The sequence below is a fragment of the Brucepastera parasyntrophica genome (assembly GCF_022376835.1).
Classification (GTDB): Bacteria; Spirochaetota; Spirochaetia; order Treponematales; family Treponemataceae; genus Brucepastera; species Brucepastera parasyntrophica.
Genome location: NZ_CP084606.1, coordinates 836,251 through 854,319 on the forward strand (window position 1 = coordinate 836,251; position 18,069 = coordinate 854,319).

The following is an 18,069-nucleotide window of genomic DNA, read 5'->3' on the forward strand; positions in this document are numbered from 1 at the left end:
CAACCTCAGTTTTTAATGTACCAGTCCGGATATCCGAGAGGCTTGCCGTAAACCGCAAGAATTTCTCCATTATATTCAATAACAGGAATTATTTCCCGGTCATCGTCATGTATATTCCAGTCATTCATTAATTTTTTCAATTTCTTTTTCTTTCCCTCTGCTGTCCGGAGATTATCTCCTCCCATCCGTGACCGGATAATCAGCGGAAGAGGAAAGGGGCCAAAACAGGCATCAAAAAAGAACGCGTCTTTTTCTCCGGAAACAGTTATGTTCCCGAATGGCAGCGTATAATTGCCGGCCGATGTAATATATACAAGATACCCGCTTTTACTATTCTGTACAATATCAGTTTTCAAAAAAAAGGAATTTCCCTGTCTGTAAAATTTCAGTTTCGATCCGGAAATAAGAAAGTCGCTTTCCGGCGGAAATCTCTCCGGAGAGCGGGCAGCCCGCAGTAAAAATCCTGACGGAACACGGTGCGGGACACCTAATTCGGAAAGTCCCCTCTGCAAAAACCTCAGCCGCAGGGCCTCAGGCATTGATAAAAAGGAAGAAGCGCCGCAGAAAACAGAGTCCTTTTGCCTGCTCCATTCCGCAGTAATAAGGGAATTGCATACGGCGTCATCCATTCCCGCCTTTTCGGAAGCGGCGAGAACGCCTCTTTGCCATCCGGGCAGGATTTCATCAAGAAGCGGCACAAGCTGCCGCCGGATTCTGTTTCTCAGGTACAGGGTATCGGCATTACTGGCGTCTTCCCGCCATAATAAACCGGAGGTATTAAGCCAGCCGATGATTTCTCCGCGGGTTATGTTTAAAAGCGGCCTCACATACCGCCCGCGGCGGCCGGCAATTCCGGACAGGGAAGAAGCCCCTCCTCCCTGAAAAAAACGCATTAAAACGGTTTCAAGCTGGTCATTTTTATTATGGCCGGTCATTATAAGGCCGGCGCCGCATGCGTCAGCGGCGCGGTCAAATTCACGGTACCGCAGAAAACGGGCAGCTTCCTCAATGCCTTTTTTCCGGTCCGCCGCAACAGACAAAACATATCCCTCATCAAAATCAACCCGGAAGCAGGGTACCGGAGGTATGAGGCCTGCACAGATATTTTCGGTAAATTCCGCATCTCCGCTGCTTTCCGCTTCAGGGCGGAGGAGATGATTAACTGTTATTGCCGAAAGGATATATCCGTATTCTGGCATAAACCGGTGCAGCATATGCAGCAGAAAAATGGAATCCGCCCCTCCAGAAACCGCGGCAAGGATATGCGGCGGAGCGACAGTGTCCTGCGAAAGGTTTCCCTTAACCGTTTTGAGAAAATTTTCAAGAGAAAATCTGAATTTTTCTTCCGCCGAAAGGCTCATATATCAAGTATACCAAAAAAAGAGTCCCTGGAAGGGACCCTTTTCAAAAAACAGATGTTTTTTTTATGCTCCGGAAGATTCCCCTTCCGCAGGAATACCAGCTTTTGTGTATTTGAGAACAGCTATGGTTATGTCCGGATCGGTCAGGATTTTTACACCGGTTCCAAGCTGCAAGTCTTTAACATGAATTGAATGATTAAGGCCCAGGCCTCCTACATCAACAACAATCCGCTCGGGTAAGTCACGGGGAAGACATTCGACTTCAACTTCCGAAATACCGGTTTCAAGAACACCGCCGACACGGATGCCCTCGGGCGATCCGGAAAGTTTTATATGGATTTTTGTCCGCAGTTTTTTGGAAGGATCAACCTCATAAAAATCAACATGTTTTACCGAATCGGTAATAATGTCATACTGCGCGTCTTTAACAAAGACGACTTTATTAACCGAATCATCCAGTTTGACATCAATAAGGGTGCTTTCCGTTATTGAATGAAAAAGCTGTGAAAAGTCTTTAAAATCAATATCAATAAGTACTGATTTTCCTGTTCCGTCATACAGAACGCCGGGCATCCTTCCCGACTTGCGCAGCCGCTTTGCGGCTCCCTTCCCGACTTCAGTCCGGGTTTTCGCGTTAATAGTTTTCTGTGCCATACCTCATGGCCTCCTTGGATATGCATCGCCCCTTCCCCGGGGCTGTTCGAAAAGTATGAAATACTTGTTCGGACAGCTTCTTAAGTGCAGCATTTTCGTACCGCTGAAACGGGAGAAAACGCAAGGCGTGGACGATAAGCAACAAACTTATTGGACACGCCCGGGATCTGAGCAGAAGCAAATTCAAGTGTTTTATTTTTTAAACAAAACACTCCGGCGAATCTCTGATCCACCGATTTTCAGAGAAAATACGGGTATACCCCGTAATACTCATAGCTGGGACGGCAGGATTCGAACCTGCGGAATGACGGCACCAAAAACCGTTGGCTTACCACTTGCCGACGTCCCAAAAACGTTTTTTGCCGTTTTCCGGGACAGTAACAGTGCTTTCCGTGTAATAGTTACCGGACCAAGGCACACTTACATATCAATCGGCTCCGCGGCAACGGAATCTTCAATATGTCCGGCCGCGTATTCGGCCAGAATGTTGTCCTGAAGTCTTGTTCGGAAATCAGGACAAATAGGATGGGCGACATCTTTATATTCACCGGTACGAATTTTCCGGCTAGGCATGGCAATGAACATCCCGGTTTTACCCTCGATAATTTTTACGTTATGAATAACAAAACAATTATCGAATGTAACGGTCACATATGCCTTCAACTTGCCTTCTGTTGTCACCTTCCTGATACGGATATCTGTTATCTCCATATCTTACCCCCCTTTTGCAGTAGAACACAATTCTATTGTACTACCGCATTTTGAAGGACGCAAGCAAAAGAAATTCCGTATAAATTTTTATAACACGGGAACAAATGTTCCTGTGCTTTTTTTGCACAATGCCTGTTTTCAAAAAGACCAAAAACAGCGGATCCCGAACCTGTCATGTCCGAAAACTGGGCTCCGGCGTTCAAAAGAGCATCCCGAATCTCCCCGATTACCGGCTGTTGCCTTGAAAGCGGCGCCGTAAAGCTGTTCCTGAAAGGCCATTCCGAAACAGGCCTGTTATACAGCTTTTCAAGCTCTCCCGGCAACGGCCAGTCAATCCCCTTCTCGCCGCCCTCCTTCTGCCATTCATCCAGCAGACGATAGGCGGCCGCTGTGGAACTGTGGACAGCGGGCCAAACCAAAAGCCCGGCAATATCGGTCCGTGAAGGGATGGAAATGATTTTTTCTCCTCTCCCCTCAACAATTCCTGCGGCCCCGGATAAAAAAAACGGAACATCACTCCCGATTTTTGCGGCCATATCAAGCATGCATGACCGGTCAAGGTCCGTACCAAACAGCAGATCAAGCGCCCGCAGCACGGCGGCAGCGTCGGATGAACCTCCGCCCAGTCCGGCGCCCGAGGGAATACGCTTCCTTATGACAACCGAAAGACCGTCCCGTATCCCCGTAACATATCTGAATTCGGAAACAGCCTTTGATATCGTGTTATCGGGCGGCAGCGCCATTTCCGGAGAAATAACAGTACATTCTCCCGGAGAACCGGTAAGTGAAAGCTCAAGCTCATCAGCGAGCGAAACAAGCTGAAAAATGCTTTCTATATCATGGTAACCGTCCGCGCGCTTGTCCAGAACTCTCAGGTGAAGGTTCAGTTTGCAGGGCGCGGAAATACGCACCGTTTTTTTATATGCCATTCAGCCAGCTTTCCGATGGGCGGCAGCCGGAATACCGGAGGGCTTTTACCGCCCTGGTACAGGTTTTGCCATTCCCGGTTCAGGAATTATACTAATATTACGGATTTTGTCAAAGCATGAGGTTCATTTTAAAACAGCGGCGTGTATACGAGCTTTATTGACAGCCTTTTGACCGGACCGGAAACAGCCGGAAAATTAAGGTCCGCATATTCCGGAAGATTTTCAGTTTTTAAACCGGAAAATACACGAAAAAACTCAAATTTCGTGAATAGATAGTTGACAGAAATAAACAGTCTCAATTATGTTTTCAGTAAGCAGATATGCGCCTTAAATTGCGGGAAAATGAGGATGAAACAAATGTTGACTGATCTTGATCTGAAATCGGATTCAATGCACGGAAGGTATGTATTTGAAGATGCATATGATGATTATGAGGATGATGATTTTGAGGAATCCCAGGACGATGATTTCGATGACTTTGAAGATGATGACGATTTTGGTGACGATGAAGACATAGAAGATGATTTTGACGACTTTGATGAAGAAGAAGATTTTGGAGATGATGAGGAAGACGACTTCGATTATGAAGACGACGACCTCGATTATGATGATTTCGATGAATAATATCTGATAAGAATATTCTGTTCTTATCAGCCGGCAGTCCGGCACAAACCGGCCTGCATATCACGGAAAGCCGCCCGATTAACGGCATTCCCGGACTTTTAAACCAATAATTTCAAAATACCCGTATTCTCATTCGTGGCGCGGGTTTAATCAGCCCGCGGCTGGTTCTGTAAGGAAATGATTTAATGGCCGCTTCCGCGACCTGCGAATACCCCGGACCGAAGGTCTGCAGCTCTTCGAGCTGACTGCTCTTCGGCGGAGTATTTTATTCCGGATCAGAGGCCGGTTCTGTTTCTTCATGGAGAAGATCAGGCGAACCGAACCACAATTTTTCGAGATCATAAAACCGTCTGGCCGTCTCTGTCATTAAATGAATGATAATACTTCCGAGATCAATCAGCACCCAGTCTTCGCCGTCAGGAATTTTACGCCGGGTCGGAAATACCTCAAGCCCGAGAGGTTTTATCGCTTCGTGTATATGCCGCTGCAACCCCTGGGAATGAGTGGAACTTGAAGTCGTTGCAATAATAAAATAATCGGCAAAGGTATTGTTGCTGCTTATATCAAGGACAACAACATTCTGTGCCTTATGCTCGGTCAGCAAGTTTCCGAGCGCAATGGCCGCGTCCCGTATTTCTGTCTTTTTTTCCATATTTTCTCCCTATCGCACAAATCGTCCGGTAAAATCTTTTCCCAGGATTATGGTGTAATCAACTATAGTTTCAGTCCCGTATTCTTCGGCATCCGAAGGATTTACTGCCGCTGTCTGAATATTTTTACATTGGATAACCTGGGCAATGGTAGCGGCGACCGTTTCATTTCCGATACGGTCAATTACTACTGTTTTATCATATTCACTGCTTTCCGCGTTGGCAACACGGATAACATCATATCCGAAACTCTGATACAGTTCCGATGTATTCCGGGCAAGGCCCTGCGTTTTTGTTCCGTTCAGGATTTCAATGGCGTAAATTCTTTCCTGCGCGGCATTATCATCGGAAGTGAGCCCGGCGATGGTTTGCCGGATAACATCCTTGAGAAGCTGCCCGTCATAAAACGGAAAGAGCAGGGTTTTTCCGTCAACGACGCGGAGGGACCCGGTCACCCGCTGAGGTACAAGGCGTTCAGAATCTATTTTTGAAAGTTCCTCCAGCAGGACCTTAAGTGAATCGTCCCCCAAATTGGCGCGGAAACACGACTTCAATACGGGGAAAATTGAATTTGAAAAAGCAATGCCTGAATTGTCATTGAGCGCCCGGAAAAAAGCGAGGACCGCCTTTTGTTTGCGCCCGACAGCCTCCCCTTCCTGGTCCAGAGGGTCCGAATAAGTCACATAAGTACGGATTTTATCACCGTCAAGCTTTACCGCACCCGAGGGCAGAAGGATTCTCCCTTCTTCTGTCTGAATATCAATAGGAGTCGGTATAAAAACATCAAAACCGGAAAGCAAATCAGCCAGCCTCACAAACTGATCAAGATTGAAAACAAGGTAAAAGGGTACCGAAATTCCGGTCAAGCCCTCGATTTCAGTTTTATAATCCTGGATTCCCTTTTCTTCATAAACCGCATCGATCCTGTCCACACGGCCAAGCCTCCGCAGAATAAGTCCGGTCTCGCCCGGAATATCAAACATAGCGGCCCTTTTGCTTCCCGGATAATACGCAATAATATTTGTGGACAGGGGCCTGCCCTCATCCTCCAGCACAATAAGAACTTTCAGAAGCTGTTCGCCGGAAAGAACTTCCTTTATGGGGTCGGTCCGCATCGCGATAATGAGGATAACCGCGGCCCCGAGAAAAATCAGCAAAATGGCAATAAGAAAAATATTGCTTGATTTCATATTTACCGGGCGTGATTTCATTTGTTTTTCCCCTCCTGCAAATGCTGCAGCATTAACTTCGTATTTTTCGCAACCTTTTTTCCCTTCGCGGCAAGATAGGAAATTGTCATTTCCATAACCATTATGGTCATTGTATCAAGGTCAGAAGAAAGCATTCTCTCACGAAGGACAGGATCAATATCGGGACGTTTCGGTTCAATCTTATCTGCAACATAAATAATTTTTCCCAGATCATCAATATCCGGGGAACCAAAGGTATGATACCGGACCGCGTTCAGAACAGACGGATCGGTAACCTGAAAATCTTCGGCAAGAAGCAGGGCCGCTGCGCGTCCGTGCAGCAGAGCGGGTTTTGATTTTTCTATCCCGGTAAGTTTGGCCCCGTCTTTTTCAGCCATATTGAGGAGCCATTCATCCTGTGCAGTTTTACACATATCATGGGCAATCCCGGCGAGATATCCTTTTGCCGGCTCAACCGCGAACCGGGCGCATAAGTCTCGGGCAAGGACCGCGACCCGGACCGAATGCTTATAGCGGAACGGCGGCAGCATGCCGAGTATATACAGATTGACTTTTTCAGTTACTTCCTGCAGTTGCTCAAGATTCATACAAATGGTTCTCAATTACATATTCAGCCACTGTTTCAGGCACAAAATACCGCCAGCTCTTCCCCGCCTTTATCCGTTCGCGGATATCCGAAGATGAAATCCCGATCAGCGGATTATGTACGGCCCTGTAAGGATATTGAAACGAAATATTCATATCGGCAGAGGGATACAGCCGTCTGGTAACAAGTATATCAGCTTTTTCCGCCAAAAGCGAGGCCTTTTTCCATGTCGAAAAATCGGCGACAAGGTCGTCCCCAATAATCAGTCCGATTTTGCCCTCGAGTTTTCCCGCGAACCGCGCTTCCAGATATTCAATGGTATCATATGTATAGGAAACACTGCCCCGGATAAGCTCGCAGTTGTCTGCGTCGATTCCCGGACTGTGTTTTGTTGCAAGGTTGAGCATCTCCAGTCTGTCCGAAGACGAAGCGCCCGCGGCAAGTTCCTTATGGGGAGGAATATTCGCCGGGATAAGCAATACGCTATCGTATCCGAAATTTATCCTGACCTCGTCCGCTATGGCAAGATGGCCGGAATGGACAGGATTAAAGGTCCCCCGAGAACAGCTATTTTCATTTTTTACGGCCTCTGCGTTTCCTGCTCAGACTTACAGTGGCCCCGAAGCCTCCGTCATTTTCACCGTATTCGGGATCCGCAGGTTCAGCAAGCATAAAATCGAGCGCAGAATTTGCCGCTGTACCGGAAAAACCATCGTCTTCCGGTGCGGCCGCAGTTTCATTCGCCTGAACAAGTTCCATAAAGGCTTTTTTTGCGTCTTCCAGCCCCCAGCGGTTCTGTACCGATACGCCAAGAACAGGCAGGCCGGGGTATTTTTTTGCGAGAAATGAATGGAGTTCGGCGAGATGCTCCCTTGTTTCCGGAAGATCAAGCTTTGTGGCAATCACTATTGATTGTTTTTGAGCCAGTTCGGGGGAAAATTCTTCAAGCTCGGATTTCAGCTTGTCAAAGGCTCCGAGAAAATCTTCTTCCGAAAGGTCAATGATATATGCGAGTCCGGCTGAACGGGAAATATGCTTCAGAAAGCGGATACCCATTCCCCGTCCTTCCGAAGCGCCTTCAATAATACCGGGAATATCGGCAAGAATTATGTCCCGAGTCTCATCAATGCGCAAAACTCCCAAGTGGGGAATTTTTGTTGTAAACGGATAAGGCGCTATTTTGGGGCGGGCATTGGTAAAAAACTCGAGAAGAGATGATTTTCCTGCGTTCGGGAAACCGACAAAACCGATATCAGCTATAATGTTAAGCTCGACTCTCAGTTTGCGCGTTTCACCGTCCTGCCCGGGCAGGGCTGTCCGGGGAGCCTGATTTACCGAACTCTTGAAATGTACGTTTCCCCAGCCGCCGTTGCCCCCGCGGAGAAAAACAAGGCTTCCTTCATAATCCATACCAAAATCGTGAACAAGCTCGCCGGTATCCGCGTCCCGGAGCAGGCAGCCGGGAGGCAAAAGAACCGTGCAATCCTCACCGTCCTTCCCGAAACGCTGATTGCCTTCGCCGTCACCACCGTTCTTCGCTTTGAAGGTTTGTTTATAACGCAAATGCGCAAGAGTCCTTAAATTCGGCCGTATTTCAAATATGACATCGCCGCCCCTGCCGCCGTCGCCGCCGGAGGGTCCGCCATTCGGAATATATTTTTCCCTGCGGAACGCAATACAGCCGTTACCGCCTTTTCCTGAGGACACAGTTATCAGCGCCTCGTCTGCAAATTTAATCATACAAGTACTACCAGTTTACACAAAAACTACGGACTATTATCATCCGATGAAAAAAAAGCCGACGAAATATTCGCCGGCCGTTACTTATAAAAAAATCAGATACCGTTTTTTCACGGAAGATATTCTCCGGCCAAAACCGGAAGAACAGTAAACCGAATCCGGGCTTGTTTATGCCTGGACAGGTTCAATGGACGCGAGATGTCTTCCTTTCCGGCTGTGATATTTTACAACTCCGTCTGCAGTCGCAAACAGGGTATTATCCCGTCCGAGACCGACATTATTTCCGGGATGTATTTTTGTACCTCTCTGGCGGACAAGAATTGAACCGGCAGATACTGTCTGTCCGCCAAAAACCTTTACGCCGAGATATTTGGGATTTGAATCCCGTCCATTTTTGGCTCCGCTACCGCCTTTCTTTCGTGCCATAGTTATCCTCCAAACAAATCAACCCTTTAATACACAAATACTGAACTTTCAAAACTTTTCCGCCGGCTGCTGCCTGTCAGAGGCCGCTTTTACGCAGATCCAGACTGACTGTTCCGGGAAATTCCCGTTCCAGGCTTGCAATTCCTTTTGACAGAAACGCCGCCGCATACACCAGAAGAGGTATATCAGCCTCATTGTATTTGCAGACCCTGAAAGACAGGAGTCCGCGTTCCGGAGCCGAGACTTCAAGCTCCGTTATTTCACCGGATAAAACTTCCAGCGTTGTGCGCAGCAGCACTGTTGCAGCCGCGCAGACTATATCATTACCGCGGGGAGCCGTACCGGCGTGGCCGGAAGCTTCTGCGGAAATCAGATTTCCGTATTGTCCCGCTGTAATTGTGACCGTAATCACCTTTTATACCCCGGTAATATCCTCAACCGTGATCATGGTATACTGCTGGCGGTGGCCAATGGTGCGGTGATAATCTTTTTTGCTTTTATATTTGTAGACAATAATCTTTTTGTCCCTGAAGCTGTCACCAACCGTCGCGGAAACCTTGACACCCTTAACATAGGGCATACCGACTGTGGTTTTTCCGTCATCGCTTACCATTAAAACAGTATCGATATCAATTTTTGAACCTTTTTCAGCGTCTATCAGGTCAACCTGTATCTGGCCGCCCTTTTCCGCCTTGTACTGCTTACCTTTATACTCAACGAGTGCGTACATTTCAGAACCTCTAAAACATAAATTTATGCGCACTTCAATATATTAACGGGTTTATATTGAAGATACAAACAATATTGCAAAAAAGCCGACGTAACCGGCATTTTCCTATAAAATATATTTATACAATGAAAGAAAGCCAAGAGTCAAGGCTGTTCCGTCACTATTTTGCCTACATTGCTTCCAGAAACGGTACCAGGATCAGATGCATTGCGCTTTTCAGGACAATCCTGACAGCTTTTGCGAGTTCAAGCCTGGTACAGACCAGATCAGGGGTCCCGGCCGCCAGAATGGGGCATTCATGATAAAACCGGCTGAAACACTTGGACAGTTCATATAAATATGAGGCTATAATGCTCGGATCGTAATTTTTCGCGGCGCGTTCAATCTGGGCGGAATAATCGGCAAGAACTTTTAACAGTTCCCATTCAGCTTCATGAGTTAGGAGTCCGGGATTCACCGTACCTCCGTCAGCTTCAGGACCAGCTTTTCCCAGCAGAGAGGTGATCCGCGCACCCATATACTGCAGATAGGGTCCCGTATTGCCATTGAAAGAAAGGGATTCTTTCGGGTTAAAAAGCATATCTTTCAAAGGAGTAACCTGAAGCAGATAATAATGAAGGGCTCCAAGCGCAATTTTTTCGGCAACTTTTTCAGGATCGCCGACGGCCTCTTCCCTGCCCTTTGCGGCAATTTCCTCAAGGGCGCCGTTTCTCAAATTATCTATCAGATCATCGGCGTCTACAATTGTTCCTTCCCTGCTTTTCATTTTCCCTTCGGGAAGATTAACCATTCCGTATGAAAGGTGGTACAGGTTTTCCGCCCATTCAAAGCCAAGAAGCCGCAAAACATAGAACAGGACTTTAAAATGATACTGCTGTTCATTGGCAACAACATACACCATCCGGTCAAAGGGCCAGTCCTTGTGCCGGAAAATTGCCGTACCAATATCCTGGGTAATATACAGGGAGGTCCCATCCTTCCGGAGGAGAACCTTTTTATCTAGATTAATGGGAGACAGGTCTACCCATACCGAACCGTCATCATCCCGGTAAAAAAGCCCCTTTTCAAGACCGGCAAGGACCTCATCCTTTCCTTTCAGATAGGTATCGCTTTCATAATAAAATTTCTCAAAGGAAATTCCCGTTCTTTCATAGGTTTCCACAATCCCCGAAATGGCCCAGTCATTCATCTGCTGCCAGAGTTCGCGCACATCAGGATCACCCGCTTCCCAGGCGAGCAGCATTTCCTGGACCTCCTGCTCCGCCTTTTCGGGGTTATCCTTGCTGTACTGATGGAATTTTACATAATAGGCCCCGACAAAATGGTCGGATTTTATTCCTTCTTTTTCGGGAGTGGTACCGTTTCCGAATTTCCGGTAAGCGAGCATTGATTTACAGATATGAACGCCCCGGTTATTGATAATGTTGACCTTGAGGACTTCCGCGCCGCAAAAATCGAAAATGCGGGAAATACTTTCCCCGAGAGCATCATTTCTGAGATGCCCCAGATGAAGGGGTTTGTTTGTATTGGGGCCGGAAAATTCAATCATAATCCGCTGCCCATCGAGGAGGCCGGTTTTACCATACGCATCGCCCTCGGACATTATTTCCGACAGAATCCGGCTGGCCTCATGGGAACGGGAAAGGAAGACATTTACATAGGGGCCTTCCTGCTTTGCGGTCCCGAAACCGGCAAGGGAAGGATCGGATTGAAGAAGTTTTACGGTTTCGGCGGCGATCACGGGCGGGCCCATTCGGAACATTTTCGCAAACTGGAACATGGGAAAACCTATATCTCCCATTGCGGGATTCGGAGGGGTTTCCGCGGTTATTTCCGCGGCCGTTATTTTTTCTCCGTCAATATTTTTGCTGTTTTTTATGGTATTAAGCGCCGAAGCAATTGCTCCGGCCCACTGGCTGCGTATTTCAGACACTGTTATACTCCGTTTTCACCCTTATACTGAATTGCATGTTTTCAGCGGGCTGTTTCCGGATATTGTAACGGATATATATTTTTTTTTCAATTTGTATTGCGGTTGGTCACACAGGCGGGCTGCAATACAGATGAAATTCTCATTTTATATAAAAGCGGTAATAATCCAGTTCAGCAAGATTTTCATCGAAATAGCTTTCTATCAGTATTGTATATTTTCCCGCTTCCGGAATGGTAACTCTTTCCAGGGTTCCCCTGAATTTCTGCGACGTATATTTCCCCGACGCTCTTTGCGAAGACCGGGTCATAACCGCGTCATCCCGGGGAATATACCGCTGTTTTAAAACCTCCGCGCCGTCTTTCAGCAGGGTAACTGTAATGCGGTGAAACGGTTCATCCGTATACTTTATACTGAACTCTACTATAAACGAGCAGTACCTGTTTTTATCCAGAAAAACACTGTCTTCAATCTGCCCGTTCAGGGGAACATCGATTTCATAAATTCTGTCACTCGGTATAGCCGCTATTCTTTCTGAAAAGAAAAGCTGTTTGATGGACGGATAAGCGGCCAAAAGCACGACTGCTAAAAAAACAGGCTGACCAGGAGAGGTTTTTTCGAATTTTTTTCACGCGGATTTTCCAGATCAATGATTTTATTTATATTGCTCTGCAGATAGGCCGGCGCTGATAAGTATATAAAGAAAAGAACGACCAGCGTTACCAGATCGAGCTCACGGGTTATGCCTTTTTCTTTCTGGATTTTTTTTACTTCAGCGCCTATCCTCCTGACCGTCACAATAATCAGAATTATCCAGTAAACGGCAAGAATACAGCAAAAAAAATATGCAACTCCGGAGAGCGTATTATCATGAAAAGGATCCTGATAGAAAATTGCAGTGAATAAAATTACAAATACGGAAAAAACGCTGACGAATTGAACAATGGTCCGCTTATATTTTATGACCTCGGTTTTTCTGTATCTGTTTATCTCTTCAATCTGGCAGAAAAGCCAGTAAAACAGATATATCCCTCCTGTCAAAAACATGGATATATATACGAACCCAGGACATCTTCTTTTCATACACTTTCCCGCCCTCAAAAATCAAAATTTATTATATATCTATTTTGGACAAAAATACAAACCTTTAATTTATTTGACTATCACAGATGCCGGAACAACTGTACCCGGCCTTCTCTTTTTGGGGGAGATGAAGCATAGTCTCTTCTCCTTTTGTTTTGTATAGTGGTTTTATTCTACGTGATAACTCCCGCATAAAAACCAGGGCCGGTTACTGAAGGAATATGTAATGCCATATATAAAAATTAATGATCTGAATATGTTTTATGAAGATATCGGTATAGGCGAACCTATTATTTTTATTCACGGCAGTCTTTCAAGAGGAATTACGGCGTTCGCATCTCAAATCCAGGCGTTCCAGTTTTCAAACCGGTGTCTGTATCCCGATCTGCGCGGTCATGGCAATACCTCGGGCGGAGAGTACCGTTGGACATCTCCCCAGCTGGCGGAGGATATTATCCTGTTTATGGACAGGCTGAATATTCCCAGGGCGCATCTGGTCGGGCACAGCATGGGAGGAGACATTGCCATGTACTGCGCCATCCTGGAGCCGCGTCAGTCGTGTCCATAAGTTCGGCCGGCGCGGTCAATAACAGCATTACGGAAAACCTTTCACGGTATAACCCTGAAACTATCGACAGGGAAAAGTATAAAAATTTTATTGCGGCCATTCAAAAGGATCACCGCGCAGCGCATAAGGGAGACTGGCAGTCTTTTCTGAATGTTACGATTTCCAACTGTTCAAAGTATCCCCGTTTTTCCAATGAAGACTTACGGAAAATTGTAATGCCGTTTCTGCTGATTTACGGCAGCCGGGATCCCATGGTCAAGGATTATGAAGTCGCAAAACTTGCCGAAAATATCAGGGATTTTACCGTTCAGGTTATCGGGGAAGAAGGGCATTTTCCTCATGCAGTTAATAGAAATTGCAATCAAATAAACCGCATGATTTCCGAACATTGCAGCCGGAATCATTCCGCAATTTAAAATAACACCCTACTCCTTCTCAACCGGTTTTTTGAGGAAAAATAGACTATTATATATAAGATTATCACAAAAATAAAAAATTTCTATATGAATCCGCTGAATTCATGCTAAAATAAAATACATCGCCGCAGAGCAGCTGGGTATTACCCCCCCCGCCTCGAATAAACGGACTTTATTCCGTGCGGAATAACTTCACCATATTGTGCTTTTCTGCTACTGTGAGAAAATGTATGGCTAAAGCCGGAAATAACCCTGTAAACAAGGATGGATAAAGTGAAAAGATATGTGTATTGTATTTTTGCGGCCTGTATTGTACTTCTTTGTTCCTGTGAAACCCTCGAAACTGTCTTTAAGGAACCGAAACTGTCAATTAAGGCCGTTGATGTCACGGGTATTGATTTTAACGGAATAGAACTTACCTGCAGGGTAAATGTTGAAAATCCCAACTCCTATGATATTCCATTCCCGAATATTGACTGGGATATTCTGATTAATACCAACTCATTCGTTCAGGGGGAAATCCAGACCGGCGACAGGATAAAGGCCCGCAAAACGACAACCGTTGATATTCCGATCAGGCTCACATATACAGGTCTGTTCAGTACCTTCAAATCCCTGTCCGGAGCTGAAGAAGTCGCGTACGCGATAGCGCTCGGCGTCAGCTTCCCGATTCCATTGCTGGAGTCAAAGGTTTTCAATTTGGACTTTGAAGGGAGTTTCCCTCTTCCGAAGATGCCTGAAATAGCCTTCAAAGCTTTTAAAATTGAAAAAGTAAATTTCAGCGGCCTTGATCTGCTGTTTACGGTAGATATAGAAAATAAAAACAGCTTTGCAATTCCCACGCCTGAAATTAACTGGCAGTACGCCGTTCTCGGCATACCCTTTCTCATGAGCAGCATAAAGAGTGATAAAAACCTCGCGGCAAAGAGTACAAGCTCGATTGATATAGGCATGCATGTTTCCTTCACGGAATTGCTGAAATCAGTTGCTTCCTTAAAAAACAAAAATGAAGCCGCGTTTGCCATGTCGCTGGGCGCGGCCTTCGCCGTTCCGGCCTTTGAAGGCAAGGAAATCGATATAGAGCAGCTCGGATCAATTCCCATTCCAGTAATGCCGAAAATATCATTTAAGGGCATAAAGGCAAAAAACATCGGCCTGTCAAGTCTCGATTTTACTGTCAGCTGGGAAATAGAAAACGGAAACAGTTTTTCGTTAAAACTGGACCAGTTCGACTATGATCTCAGCATCAATGCTTCACAGTGGGCCAGAGGGAATATAAAAGAAAATCTTGTAATAGCTCCGAACAGTACAACAGAAATTCCGCTTGATATTTCCATCAAGTCATTGCAGATTGTCCAGGAAGTCACAAAACTGATTATGGGAGGCACTTCAATCTCCTACAGCAGCAAGGGTAATCTGGAATTGTCGAGTGATCTTCCCTATTTTGAAAAAACGAGCGTTCCGTTTAATCTGAGCGGGTCATCAAAAATAAACCGCTGAAAATATCAGGAGGCGGGTATCAGCTGTCTTCCTGTCTCCTGATGAACGCCGCCATAGGCGTGAAAGAAAGTTTTCCCTGCCGCCGGTAAGAGCCGAACCGGGTATCGCAGGAAGTACAGAGTCCGGTATCCGTAATGCGGACGGAAAGGATGCCGAGGGAAAGGCAGAGATTGCGGTTGGCCTCCGCCAGGGAAAGGCGGTATACCTGGTCATTCCCGGGTACCGGCGAAATACAGGAAGGACCAAAGGCGCGGGAAAAATAGTCTGCCCGTTCGGGATCCACGGTATAGCAGCAGGACCGGATGTGGGGCCCGAGCAGGACATAAAAATTTTCCGCCCTGCTGTTCATTTTTTCCGCCGCGAGTTCCACAGCGGATCTGATTATTCCGGTACCCTTCCAGCCTGAATGCAAAACACCAAAGCATAAACTGACAGGATCAAAAAGATATATGGGGACACAATCGGCAACCGTAATGCAGGGAACGAGCGTCGCATTTCCGGTGATAATTCCGTCCGCTTCCGGGTTTCGGGATACACCGGACGCGGAATGTTCCGCAAAATAAACGGTCTGAGAATGGCTCTGAACCGGAGAAATGACAGTCTCATAGGAAATTCTCTGCCCGGAAAAAAAATCAAGCCGGTTCTGTTCATGCATCAGAGGTTTCATAGACCCTTCGCTGGCGGGACTCAGGCCGCATTCAGGAAAGGATACTTTTTCATTTTCCGGATCATCCCGGCCGAACTGAAAGCGGATCATTTGCTTCAGCGGTAATCGAGACTTATAGCCTGGATTTCCTGAATCAGGTTACAGGTATCCTGTATGAGCTGTCTCACGGAAGCAAGGTCCTTGCGGTACCGCTCGTTCATATTACCCTGTATGGAGGACAGATTAATCAGATGGTCATAGGGGCTGGTATGCGAATAATCAAGTATACCGGCAAGAATCGCAAGAATAGTATGGAAAGCCGTAAGGACCCTTGTTACGATCATTTCGGCTTCGTTTTCTGTTGTAAGCATAAGATTTTCAAGCCGGGCCTTTGCCTTCATTGTTGCCAGATGGTCTTTATGCGCGAGAAAAAAACCGCCGCCGATATCGCCTTTCGGGGAAAGGCGCGATTCAAAATTGGCAATATCCTGTTTCTGGTGTTCGAGTGTATTAAAGGCTTCCGTATATTCTATCAGATTTTCCCTCTTGTAAAATTCCCCCTCAATCATGAGTATTTTGAGCGGCTTCATCATGACTGAAGGATACACAGTAGTAAACAAACCTTTTAAAAAAAGAAGCGGGAGTTCGTTATGCAGGTTAAGGGGAATCCATAGGCCTTCCCAGGGATGATACTGAAGAGAAGGAAGTTCCTGTATTCCCAGGAAAGCGCATATCTGTTTTCTTATAAGCGTTCCCTTGTAAAGACGGTTCCACTCAGCCCATTTCTCTTCAAACCGGCTGCGCCAGGCGTTTTTAAATAACTTAAACCACTCGGAACCTTTATCGAGCGACCGGGGATGCCAGTCGAGATCCTCGGATGAATAACGGACAAAATCGACCAGGGGAATCCTGAGCTTGAATTGACGGATTGCCGAAAGCTGCTCCACTGCGGTCTGAATAAAATTTGCGCATTCTTTTTCCATATCGAACCGTTCATTAACGGCATCTTCCTGGACTGAAAATAAAAAGAGGGCCTCGAGCAGCAGAATGGGGACCTTTCCCGCGCCGTTCAAAACCTCGGCAAGATTCTTCATCTCTTCCGTTGCTGTCTCAATCAGACATCCCCGGCCATATCCGGGTATTTCAGTAAATAAAGAGAGAAGATGATTCATTTGGAAATTGCAGAATTTGCGGAGCCACTCAATGGCCTGGGCCGCCAGCTGCATTTGGTTTTTTTCTTCGTCGGGAACAGACTGAAACGCCGTATTCATTCCGCGCAGCAGAATCGCCCGCACATCCTTGTCCGTCTCCCGGTCGTAGGGCTCGACAAAGGGATCGGCTGTCGCGGCAATGGCTTCGGTGGTCTTTTTCATCATCAGGGAAGCAAGGACAATATAAAAATTCCCCTCATCATTTTCAAAAATTTTCATGAGCGAACAGAAAAAACCATGGGCCTTGTTCAGCGTGTACAGTTCCTGGAAAAAAGCGGAAGAGTACAAACGTTTTTGGACATCAATATACTGACCGTCAGTTTTTGCAAGCCGTTTTCCAAGCATCCTTATTAAATGTTTGGAATATTTCTGTTCCGGTGTAATCGAAGAAAAAAAAGCAGTGATAAAATACCATATTCTTACCAGAAGGGGTTCGGAAACAAGGTCCTGTTTTCCTTCAGAATCGGCATGGCCTTCATGCTTTTTTACCGGTCCGGCAATATTCGTTTCTTCAGTTCTTACCTCTGTAATATCGGCAAGCCGTCTCAGCATATCCTGTCGTTCGGCAGATTCCAGAGTACGCACAAGTTGTTCAAAAGTTGTCATTTTTCCAGCCATACTGATTCATTATGAAGGCAAAAGCCGAAATTTTCCATAAAAAAATGTAAATTTATAAAGAAAATTATGAATTATATAGTCAAATAATTCAGATTATTTGATTATTTCCGATTGTAAGTGTTTCTGATATAAAAAATTACCTGATTCTTATATCAGAAACTTTATTTAAGGGAGTATAATAGAATTTCAAACTTTTTTTAGTTACAGTCCCTACGGGAATCGAACCCGTCTTTTAAGATTGAGAATCTCATGTCCTAACCGATAGACGAAGGGACCTTCCAATAACAGAAATAACGGGTTTCCTTTGACCGCTGTTTCGGAAGCTCCGGAGGATTTTTATCATACAGATAGTATCTGCGGCGTCTGGAAACAGGTATTTCCCCAGGGAGGATTCGAACCCCACAAGCAGAACCAGAATCTGCGGTGCTACCATTACACAACCGGGGAATAAAGTCGATTGTGAACTTATCATGCA

Annotated in this window: 21 protein-coding genes and 3 tRNA genes; 4 read left to right on the forward strand and 20 right to left on the reverse strand. The window is 46.1% G+C overall.

Annotated features, from left to right (window positions below; all coding sequences use genetic code 11):
- Positions 1-5: 5 nt before the first annotated feature.
- The 5 genes from tilS to ispE all read right to left on the reverse strand — a co-directional run bounded on the left by tilS (position 6) and on the right by ispE (position 3,655).
- Complete coding sequence (gene tilS, locus K7I13_RS04060) at positions 6-1,361, reverse strand: tRNA lysidine(34) synthetase TilS (protein WP_255948185.1); 1,356 nt, start codon at positions 1,359-1,361, stop codon at positions 6-8.
- A gap of 63 nt (positions 1,362-1,424) precedes the next feature.
- Positions 1,425-2,015, reverse strand: coding sequence for a 50S ribosomal protein L25 (locus K7I13_RS04065; RefSeq protein WP_255948187.1), 591 nt, complete (start codon positions 2,013-2,015; stop codon positions 1,425-1,427).
- Positions 2,016-2,291: 276 nt separating this feature from the next.
- Positions 2,292-2,364, reverse strand: a tRNA-Gln gene (locus K7I13_RS04070).
- A gap of 71 nt (positions 2,365-2,435) precedes the next feature.
- Positions 2,436-2,726 (reverse strand): septation regulator SpoVG, encoded by a 291-nt coding sequence (gene spoVG, locus K7I13_RS04075; protein WP_255948189.1) that lies wholly within the window; start codon positions 2,724-2,726, stop codon positions 2,436-2,438.
- Between the two features lie 32 nt (positions 2,727-2,758).
- The gene (gene ispE / locus K7I13_RS04080) at positions 2,759-3,655 is read right to left on the reverse strand and encodes a 4-(cytidine 5'-diphospho)-2-C-methyl-D-erythritol kinase (protein ID WP_255948191.1); all 897 of its coding nucleotides are present in this window, start codon (positions 3,653-3,655) and stop codon (positions 2,759-2,761) included.
- Between the two features lie 357 nt (positions 3,656-4,012).
- On the opposite strand from ispE, the gene K7I13_RS04085 reads away from it, so the two are divergent.
- Positions 4,013-4,279, forward strand: coding sequence for a hypothetical protein (locus K7I13_RS04085; RefSeq protein ID WP_255948193.1), 267 nt, complete (start codon positions 4,013-4,015; stop codon positions 4,277-4,279).
- Positions 4,280-4,544: 265 nt separating this feature from the next.
- On the opposite strand, the gene rsfS is transcribed toward K7I13_RS04085, so the two are convergent.
- The 11 genes from rsfS to K7I13_RS04140 form a co-directional block, all read right to left on the reverse strand.
- A complete protein-coding gene (rsfS, locus tag K7I13_RS04090) occupies positions 4,545-4,931 on the reverse strand; it encodes a ribosome silencing factor (protein ID WP_255948195.1) in 387 nt (128 codons plus the stop codon).
- Positions 4,932-4,940: 9 nt separating this feature from the next.
- Entirely contained in the window at positions 4,941-6,140 is a 1,200-nt protein-coding gene (locus K7I13_RS04095; RefSeq protein WP_255948197.1) for an LCP family protein, read from the reverse strand.
- Positions 6,137-6,727 (reverse strand): bis(5'-nucleosyl)-tetraphosphatase (symmetrical) YqeK, encoded by a 591-nt coding sequence (yqeK, locus tag K7I13_RS04100; RefSeq protein ID WP_255948199.1) that lies wholly within the window; start codon positions 6,725-6,727, stop codon positions 6,137-6,139. Before yqeK ends, K7I13_RS04095 begins: the two co-directional genes overlap by 4 nt.
- A complete protein-coding gene (gene nadD, locus K7I13_RS04105) occupies positions 6,717-7,247 on the reverse strand; it encodes a nicotinate (nicotinamide) nucleotide adenylyltransferase (protein ID WP_439647476.1) in 531 nt (176 codons plus the stop codon). The genes yqeK and nadD overlap by 11 nt, the downstream gene beginning before the upstream one ends.
- 52 nt (positions 7,248-7,299) lie before the next feature.
- Complete coding sequence (gene cgtA / locus K7I13_RS04110) at positions 7,300-8,466, reverse strand: Obg family GTPase CgtA (RefSeq protein WP_255948201.1); 1,167 nt, start codon at positions 8,464-8,466, stop codon at positions 7,300-7,302.
- Positions 8,467-8,634: 168 nt separating this feature from the next.
- Positions 8,635-8,892, reverse strand: a complete 258-nt coding sequence (rpmA, locus tag K7I13_RS04115) for a 50S ribosomal protein L27 (RefSeq protein WP_255948203.1) — start codon at positions 8,890-8,892, stop codon at positions 8,635-8,637.
- 76 nt (positions 8,893-8,968) lie between these two features.
- Positions 8,969-9,304, reverse strand: a complete 336-nt coding sequence (locus K7I13_RS04120) for a ribosomal-processing cysteine protease Prp (protein WP_255948205.1) — start codon at positions 9,302-9,304, stop codon at positions 8,969-8,971.
- Between the two features lie 3 nt (positions 9,305-9,307).
- Positions 9,308-9,622 carry a 50S ribosomal protein L21 gene (gene rplU / locus K7I13_RS04125; RefSeq protein ID WP_255948207.1) on the reverse strand — a complete coding sequence of 105 codons (315 nt, stop codon included), beginning with the start codon at positions 9,620-9,622 and terminating at the stop codon, positions 9,308-9,310.
- Between the two features lie 169 nt (positions 9,623-9,791).
- Positions 9,792-11,555 (reverse strand): arginine--tRNA ligase, encoded by a 1,764-nt coding sequence (gene argS / locus K7I13_RS04130; protein WP_255948209.1) that lies wholly within the window; start codon positions 11,553-11,555, stop codon positions 9,792-9,794.
- A gap of 139 nt (positions 11,556-11,694) precedes the next feature.
- Entirely contained in the window at positions 11,695-12,126 is a 432-nt protein-coding gene (locus K7I13_RS04135) for a hypothetical protein (RefSeq protein ID WP_255948211.1), read from the reverse strand.
- 11 nt (positions 12,127-12,137) lie between these two features.
- Positions 12,138-12,635 (reverse strand): hypothetical protein, encoded by a 498-nt coding sequence (locus tag K7I13_RS04140; RefSeq protein WP_255948213.1) that lies wholly within the window; start codon positions 12,633-12,635, stop codon positions 12,138-12,140.
- Positions 12,636-12,861: 226 nt separating this feature from the next.
- On the opposite strand from K7I13_RS04140, the gene K7I13_RS04145 reads away from it, so the two are divergent.
- From K7I13_RS04145 to K7I13_RS04155, 3 genes are all read left to right on the forward strand, one after another.
- Positions 12,862-13,203, forward strand: coding sequence for an alpha/beta fold hydrolase (locus K7I13_RS04145; protein WP_255948215.1), 342 nt, complete (start codon positions 12,862-12,864; stop codon positions 13,201-13,203).
- Positions 13,194-13,619: an alpha/beta hydrolase gene (locus K7I13_RS04150; protein ID WP_255948217.1), complete on the forward strand. Its 426-nt coding sequence runs from the start codon at positions 13,194-13,196 to the stop codon at positions 13,617-13,619. Before K7I13_RS04145 ends, K7I13_RS04150 begins: the two co-directional genes overlap by 10 nt.
- Before the next feature lie 273 nt (positions 13,620-13,892).
- Entirely contained in the window at positions 13,893-15,119 is a 1,227-nt protein-coding gene (locus K7I13_RS04155) for an LEA/WHy family protein (protein ID WP_255948219.1), read from the forward strand.
- Between the two features lie 19 nt (positions 15,120-15,138).
- Here K7I13_RS04155 and K7I13_RS04160 read toward each other — a convergent pair whose 3' ends face one another.
- The 4 genes from K7I13_RS04160 to K7I13_RS04175 all read right to left on the reverse strand — a co-directional run bounded on the left by K7I13_RS04160 (position 15,139) and on the right by K7I13_RS04175 (position 18,041).
- Entirely contained in the window at positions 15,139-15,876 is a 738-nt protein-coding gene (locus K7I13_RS04160; protein ID WP_255948221.1) for a purine nucleoside phosphorylase YfiH/LACC1 family protein, read from the reverse strand.
- A 5-nt stretch (positions 15,877-15,881) separates the two neighbouring features.
- Positions 15,882-17,594, reverse strand: coding sequence for a DUF5312 family protein (locus tag K7I13_RS04165; protein WP_255948223.1), 1,713 nt, complete (start codon positions 17,592-17,594; stop codon positions 15,882-15,884).
- Between the two features lie 204 nt (positions 17,595-17,798).
- Positions 17,799-17,870 (reverse strand) — tRNA-Glu (locus tag K7I13_RS04170).
- Positions 17,871-17,971: 101 nt separating this feature from the next.
- Positions 17,972-18,041: transfer RNA gene (locus K7I13_RS04175), tRNA-Gln, on the reverse strand.
- Between the last annotated feature and the right edge of the window lie 28 nt (positions 18,042-18,069).